Source organism: uncultured Campylobacter sp., from assembly GCF_938045535.1.
Classification (GTDB): domain Bacteria; phylum Campylobacterota; class Campylobacteria; order Campylobacterales; family Campylobacteraceae; genus Campylobacter_B.
This window is the reverse complement of sequence record NZ_CALIMQ010000151.1, coordinates 1-5,705: the sequence shown is the minus strand read 5'-3', so window position 1 is coordinate 5,705 and position 5,705 is coordinate 1. Positions and strand designations below refer to the sequence as shown.

Here is a 5,705-nt window from a genome sequence, read left to right as displayed (position 1 = left end):
TCTCCATTCTCGTTCATTACTTTAATTATATAAAAAATGAACCGCAAAAATCAAGGTTAAACATCTAATTTTCGGAAAAATTTTCTGCGACCTCATTCAAGTCATCAAATGTTAATTGTTTGATAAAGTATTGTTCTTGTTTTTTCATCATTTGGTAAAGATATTTTAAATTTGTTTCATTTTCTTCATCGTAAAAAATATAAGCCCCGTCTGTATTACTGAGTAGAAAGTGATTGTAATCACGAAATTGGCTGGGATTTTCATAATGAGGATAGGCGTATTTAACAAAATCCACCTGTTTAAAACGACTTAATTTTTCTTGATTGGCTTCATCCCAGTTTTCACCTTGATTCTCAAAAGTAAAAATCGTCAAACTGGCATCTTGATTTTTTATGAAAAAGCTGCTGTATTTTTTTGTCTTGTAGCACTTTAAACAAAATGCCGTCAAACAAATGGATAAAACTACCGCCACACAAAACAAAAAGGGCTCGGGCATCTGAATATCCACGTAAGAAATAAGTCGCGAAGCTACCGATGCAATGCCGAACAAAAGCGCTAAAAATACCATACTAGAGCACCTAATTAGTCTCTGTTTGCCGTATCGCTTCTTTAAATTCTCCGGTATTGCGGCGAATTTTTCGTCTAACTCTTTCATCTCGGCTTGAAATTTTTCGCTCACGGCTCGCTCTTTTTAAGCGTTTAAATTTTAGAGATTATATTAAATTCGGCGCCGCGTCTTTTTGATGTCGCACCTTGCGGTTAAATTTTAAAATTTACCGCGTTACATTCGCGAAAAGCCGAAAAATTTCAAACCCGGCAAAGCATTAAAATTCCCGTCCGCCTTTAAATTTAGCATTTTACCGCAGCTAGCAAAGCTCTAAATTTTCCACGCGCAGCGGTCTTTCGCCCTCGAAAATCACCCCGATGCCGAAAGGATCGCAAATATCAAGCGCGCCCGGACCCCAGCAGCCACTGCGTATCGCGCGCGTAAAACGTGCATTGCGGGAGCTCAAACGGCAGATCGCAAACGGGCACGTCAAGCAGTCTAAGCTCATCCTTGCCCAAACGATACTCGCGCCTAAGCTCGTCTCGCAGGAAGGCAAGGGCGTCTTTTACGTACCGATCGATATCTCGGGCGATCCGCCGAGCAAGCGAAATCGTCTCATCGCCCACATCCGCCGTATCTGCAGACACGAGACAAAACGGCACCTCGCTAGAGCTTTCGCTTTTTAGCTCCGCATACCAAATGAAGCCCTCGTCCGTCGCGACCTTTTCAAGCTCGCCAAATTTCCAAGCCATTTTTTGCATTTTATTTCCACTCCATATTTTCGCATCGTCTTTTAAAATTTCGATGCTGCACCTGTTTTTGCGCGCTGTATTTAATCCCCGCCGAAATAAAATTTCGCCGCTTTTTAAGCGGACGAGCAATGATAACGAAACAGGTTGCTTTTAAATTTTAAAATTTCAATGCAAGCCGCTTTAAAATTTAAAATTTTAAAAGACCCGCCGCTGTCCGTCTTGCACGGCAATGAAATTTTAACGCCTCGCCTTACAACGAAATTTTAAAATTTTAGCGCGCCGCGGGGATCGCGCCGTAAAATTTCAAGCCGAAATTTCAAAACGAAATTTTAAGCCGAAACCAACTCAAAATTCCACGCCCGCAAGCGTAAAATTTAGAGCTAAATTCCATTGCGAAGCCGTAAAATTTTACTCGCTAAGTTTTACGAATTTTATACGCTTTAAATCCGCAAATTTAATACGCCTTTACGAGCCGTAAATTTTTTAGATATATGACGCCGTCAAAAACGCCGCCTCCATTCGGCGCGGGCCAAGAAATGGCAATTCTTTTCGGCTCCCTGTCATATTCGGGCGAGCAACGATTCTTGGAGCAATCTATTTTAAATACCTCTTTATCGTTGCTATCAAAATCCGTCTGGGTAGAATTTTTAGGAATTTCCAGCGTGTGGATTATACGATACGGCTCGCCCTCTTTTGTGCGGGCGGACGTTATTTTTATTAGCGTATCTGCGCTGTCGTCCGAAGTCCTATAAACCCCGTCTTGCCCCAAGCCCGCCAGCTCAAATTTTTTCTCCTTGCTATAAAATGCCGAGATTATAGAGCAGCCGCTAAAAAGCAAAGCCGCCGCAAATAACGCAAACGCTCTCATCTTTCCTCCTTAGGTCGGTTAAATTTAGTTCTTAAAACTATGAATAGGCGCGGGGATCTGGCCGCCGCGGGCGATGAAGTCCGCCGAGGAGTTTTTATTTACGCTCATCACGGGCGCGCTGCCGAGTAACCCGCCGAATTCCAGCGTGTCGCCCTCTTTACCTTTTGGGATGATGCGCACGGCGGTCGTTTTTTGATTTATCACGCCGATCGCGGCCTCGTCGGCTATGATCGCGGCGATCGTCTGCTCGGGCGTATCCTGCGGGATCGCGATCATATCGAGCCCCACCGAGCAGATCGCAGTCATCGCTTCGAGCTTTTCTAAATTTAACGATCCTGCGCGCACCGCGGCGATCATACCCTCATCCTCCGAGACGGGGATAAACGCGCCGCTAAGCCCGCCTACTTGGTTGCACGCCATCACGCCGCCCTTTTTGACAGCGTCGTTTAGTAGCGCTAGCGCAGCCGTCGTGCCGTGCGTGCCGACACGCTCTAAGCCCATCTCCTCAAGCACGCGCGCGACCGAATCGCCCACTGCAGGGGTTGGAGCTAGCGAGAGATCGACGATGCCAAATTTCACGCCTAGGCGCTCGGACGCCATTTGACCGACGAGCTGTCCGATGCGCGTGATCTTAAACGCCGTCTTTTTCACGGTCTCGGCAACCACGTCAAAGCTCGCTCCACGCACCTTCTCAAGCGCGCGCTTAACGACGCCGGGGCCCGATACGCCCACGTTTATGACGACCTCGGCCTCGCCCACGCCGTGAAATGCGCCCGCCATAAAGGGATTATCCTCGACGGCATTGGCGAATACGACGAGCTTTGCAGCACCTATATCGGAAAGCCTCGCCGTCTCTTTGATCACGCGCCCCATATCGGCGACCGCGCTCATATTTATGCCCGTTTTGGTCGAGCCGATATTTACCGACGAGCAGACCTTTTGCGTCGCGGCGAGAGCGGCTGGGATGGAGTCGATTAAAATTTTATCGCCCTTTGCGTAGCCCTTTTGCACGAGCGCCGAAAAGCCGCCGATAAAGTCGATACCGACCTTTTGCGCCGCCTCGTCCATCGCCTTGGCAAGCGGGACGTAGTCGGTAGCGTTCGTCGCTGCGCCGATGATGGCGATAGGCGTTACGCAGACGCGCTTATTTACGATCGGGATGCCAAGCTCTGCTGAAATTTCATTGCCGACCTTTACTAGATCGCGCGCCTTATCGGTGATCTTTGCGTAAATTTTCTCCGCTGCTTTGTTAATATCGGGATCGATGCAGTCAAGCAGGCTGATGCCCATCGTGATCGTGCGGATGTCGAAATTTTGCTCCTCGATCATCGCGATCGTTTCGGTTACGTTTTTGATGTCCATATCGGCACCTTAGATGTTGTGCATGGCGTCAAATATCGCCGAACTTTGGATGTTGATCTTGACTTTTAGCTTTTCGCCTAGCTCGTTTAGCTCCTCGCGCAGGGCCGTAAAGTCCTGCTTTTCCTCGCTGGAAACCACCGCCATCATCGTAAAAAACTCGTCCAAAACCGTCTGGCTGATGTCGTCTATGTTTAGCCCAAGCTGCGCGAGCTTGGCCGAAACGCCCGCCACAATGCCGACCTTGTCCTTACCGATCACCGTTACGATCGCTTTCATTCTTACTCCTTTTTAAAATTTATTTAGCTATTCTGAGCGCGGAAGCCGTTAAAACTACTGAATTTTGCCGCCGTTTGAAATTATCAGCACAAACACGATTGCGACCAAAGCGTAAAATATTACTGCGAGCCATATCGCCCATCTATTCACGCCGCCGCCCCGCCTTAGGGCTTCGTCGTCCTGTTTATCCAATAGCGCGACAAATCTATAGCAAACAAAATATTTCGCCATAGTCCCGCTACTGACGCTAATTGCCGTTCCTATGGTTCTATCCTGCCCATCCAAAAACGGAATAAAGCAAGAAATTACCACAAAGGCAAATAGGGCTACGGCAATTTTATACTCCTTGCGGTACAGAAAAAAGAACAGCGTGCCGAAAAATCCCCACCAGCTCCACGTGCTTACGTAATTTAACTCGCGCTGCTTGCCCGCAGCGAAAAATTTCTCGCAGGCGCGTGCGTAAATTTCAACCTTACTCGGGGTTTGCAAGAAAATTTCCAGCTTCTGTCGAAGCAGCTTGCCGTCAGATAAAATTTCTCTAGCGTAATCCGTCATCTCACCCTCCTTAGCGATAAATCCCCACGGCGGCGCGAACCTTTTGCATCAATGAAGCAGCCGTCGCAGCCGCTCTTTGCGCGCCCTGTCTTAGCATCTCATCTAAAATTTCGCGGTGGCTTTGATAGTATTCGAATTTATCTCGCGCATCTTTGAAATAGCCCGCGAAGAACGTCACACCTGCCGCAATTGCCCCTTCGGCGACCGCCTCGTTGCCCTGCATGAGCCTTGCTCTCGTCTCGCTCATTTGCGTTCCTCCCTCCGCTCCACGAATATCGCAAAATCGGGACAGCGCATCTCGCACTGCCCGCACGCGATACAGTCCTCGGGTCGGACGGGCACAATCTTGCCGAGCAGGCTCACCTCGAGCACCTGCTTCGGGCAGAATGCGGCGCAGATGCCGCAGCCTTTGCACCGCCTTTCCTTGATATACAGCTCACCTTTCATGGCGTTTCTCTCCCGCCGGGATGTGGAAGGCATCCCCTTATACACAGAAAACAGTTCCATTACCCGCTCCGGAGGGCTGTCCCTCCGTTATGTGTGCGGATAATTTCAATATTATAACAGAAAATACAGAGAAAATACAATCGCATACTGAATACATATTTACACGATAAAACACTTGACGCGGCGCACCCCTCGTAGTAATCTACAGGCGGAAAAGGAGGGGATTACTTGAATTTTTATACCTATAACTATATCACGGCGCACAGCCAGTTCGGCGATAATGTCTGGTATGTGCTTTCATTTCTCGCGCTCGCTGCGTTGCTGTTCGTGAGCATTAAATATCTGCGCAACCGCCTTGCAACGCGCTACCGCGACCTCATCGTCATCCTCTTCCTCATGGTCGCATTCCTCGGAGGAATGCAGTGGAACGACTACAACCGGACAAAGAGCGATGTGGAGGCGACCTCGCGCATGGCGCAGTTCCTCCACAGCCTCAGTGTGGATCTGGATGTGCCCGTGCAAAAGATCCGCACCAACTCGACGTATTTGAAACAGGGGATGATCATCGATGTGCAGGGGACGTTTTACGCGGTGACATTCAATGCGGACTTTACCTCGTTTCAGTACGAACGGACGCATCTTCTGAACCGCGACGTGAAGATTGTGGACAAGGAGGACTGACATGCTGATCTACTCTCTGATGCTGGGCAAGCTCGCGCTCGGCCTTTTGTGTCTCATCCTCCAGATCAACCTGCTCGGCAAGGGCAACCTCGCGCCGAACTCCGCGACCGATCAGGTGCAGAACTACGTCCTCGGCGGCATCATCGGCGGCGTGATTTACAACAACGCTATATCGATTTTGGACTTTGTGCTCGTGCTGATCGCGTGGACACTGCTC

Annotated in this window: 10 protein-coding genes; 2 read left to right on the top strand and 8 right to left on the bottom strand. The window is 49.1% G+C overall.

The features are described 5' to 3' along the window. Positions 1-64: 64 nt before the first annotated feature. From Q0095_RS04855 to Q0095_RS04820, 8 genes are all read right to left on the bottom strand, one after another. Entirely contained in the window at positions 65-679 is a 615-nt protein-coding gene (locus Q0095_RS04855) for an SLOG family protein (protein WP_297881883.1), read from the bottom strand. Between the two features lie 266 nt (positions 680-945). Next, positions 946-1,308 carry a hypothetical protein gene (locus tag Q0095_RS04850; RefSeq protein ID WP_297881881.1) on the bottom strand — a complete coding sequence of 121 codons (363 nt, stop codon included), beginning with the start codon at positions 1,306-1,308 and terminating at the stop codon, positions 946-948. Between the two features lie 445 nt (positions 1,309-1,753). Then, positions 1,754-2,167, bottom strand: coding sequence for a hypothetical protein (locus Q0095_RS04845; RefSeq protein ID WP_297881879.1), 414 nt, complete (start codon positions 2,165-2,167; stop codon positions 1,754-1,756). A gap of 24 nt (positions 2,168-2,191) precedes the next feature. Further along, entirely contained in the window at positions 2,192-3,529 is a 1,338-nt protein-coding gene (locus Q0095_RS04840; RefSeq protein ID WP_297881877.1) for a PFL family protein, read from the bottom strand. 9 nt (positions 3,530-3,538) lie between these two features. Continuing rightward, positions 3,539-3,805: an ACT domain-containing protein gene (locus Q0095_RS04835; RefSeq protein ID WP_005871308.1), complete on the bottom strand. Its 267-nt coding sequence runs from the start codon at positions 3,803-3,805 to the stop codon at positions 3,539-3,541. A 54-nt stretch (positions 3,806-3,859) separates the two neighbouring features. Next, positions 3,860-4,360: a DUF2628 domain-containing protein gene (locus Q0095_RS04830; RefSeq protein ID WP_297881875.1), complete on the bottom strand. Its 501-nt coding sequence runs from the start codon at positions 4,358-4,360 to the stop codon at positions 3,860-3,862. Between the two features lie 10 nt (positions 4,361-4,370). Further along, the gene (locus tag Q0095_RS04825; RefSeq protein ID WP_297881873.1) at positions 4,371-4,607 is read right to left on the bottom strand and encodes a hypothetical protein; all 237 of its coding nucleotides are present in this window, start codon (positions 4,605-4,607) and stop codon (positions 4,371-4,373) included. After that, positions 4,604-4,867, bottom strand: coding sequence for a 4Fe-4S binding protein (locus Q0095_RS04820; RefSeq protein WP_297881871.1), 264 nt, complete (start codon positions 4,865-4,867; stop codon positions 4,604-4,606). Before Q0095_RS04820 ends, Q0095_RS04825 begins: the two co-directional genes overlap by 4 nt. Before the next feature lie 168 nt (positions 4,868-5,035). On the opposite strand from Q0095_RS04820, the gene Q0095_RS04815 reads away from it, so the two are divergent. Together Q0095_RS04815 and Q0095_RS04810 are read left to right on the top strand one after the other, a co-directional pair. Further along, a complete protein-coding gene (locus tag Q0095_RS04815; protein ID WP_297881869.1) occupies positions 5,036-5,488 on the top strand; it encodes a DUF3290 domain-containing protein in 453 nt (150 codons plus the stop codon). Between the two features lies 1 nt (position 5,489). Continuing rightward, a partial coding sequence (locus Q0095_RS04810; protein WP_297881867.1) for a hypothetical protein occupies positions 5,490-5,705 on the top strand: 216 nt, incomplete at its 3' end.

What these genes read in the sequence shown, in the direction of transcription:
- Q0095_RS04850 (WP_297881881.1), bottom strand. Translation starts at nt 1,308, where the DNA reads ATGCAAAAAATGGCTTGGAAATTTGGCGAGCTTGAAAAGGTCGCGACG.
- Q0095_RS04845 (WP_297881879.1), bottom strand. Translation starts at nt 2,167, where the DNA reads ATGAGAGCGTTTGCGTTATTTGCGGCGGCTTTGCTTTTTAGCGGCTGC.
- Q0095_RS04840 (WP_297881877.1), bottom strand. Translation starts at nt 3,529, where the DNA reads ATGGACATCAAAAACGTAACCGAAACGATCGCGATGATCGAGGAGCAA.
- Q0095_RS04835 (WP_005871308.1), bottom strand. Translation starts at nt 3,805, where the DNA reads ATGAAAGCGATCGTAACGGTGATCGGTAAGGACAAGGTCGGCATTGTG.
- Q0095_RS04830 (WP_297881875.1), bottom strand. Translation starts at nt 4,360, where the DNA reads ATGACGGATTACGCTAGAGAAATTTTATCTGACGGCAAGCTGCTTCGA.
- Q0095_RS04825 (WP_297881873.1), bottom strand. Translation starts at nt 4,607, where the DNA reads ATGAGCGAGACGAGAGCAAGGCTCATGCAGGGCAACGAGGCGGTCGCC.
- Q0095_RS04820 (WP_297881871.1), bottom strand. Translation starts at nt 4,867, where the DNA reads ATGGAACTGTTTTCTGTGTATAAGGGGATGCCTTCCACATCCCGGCGG.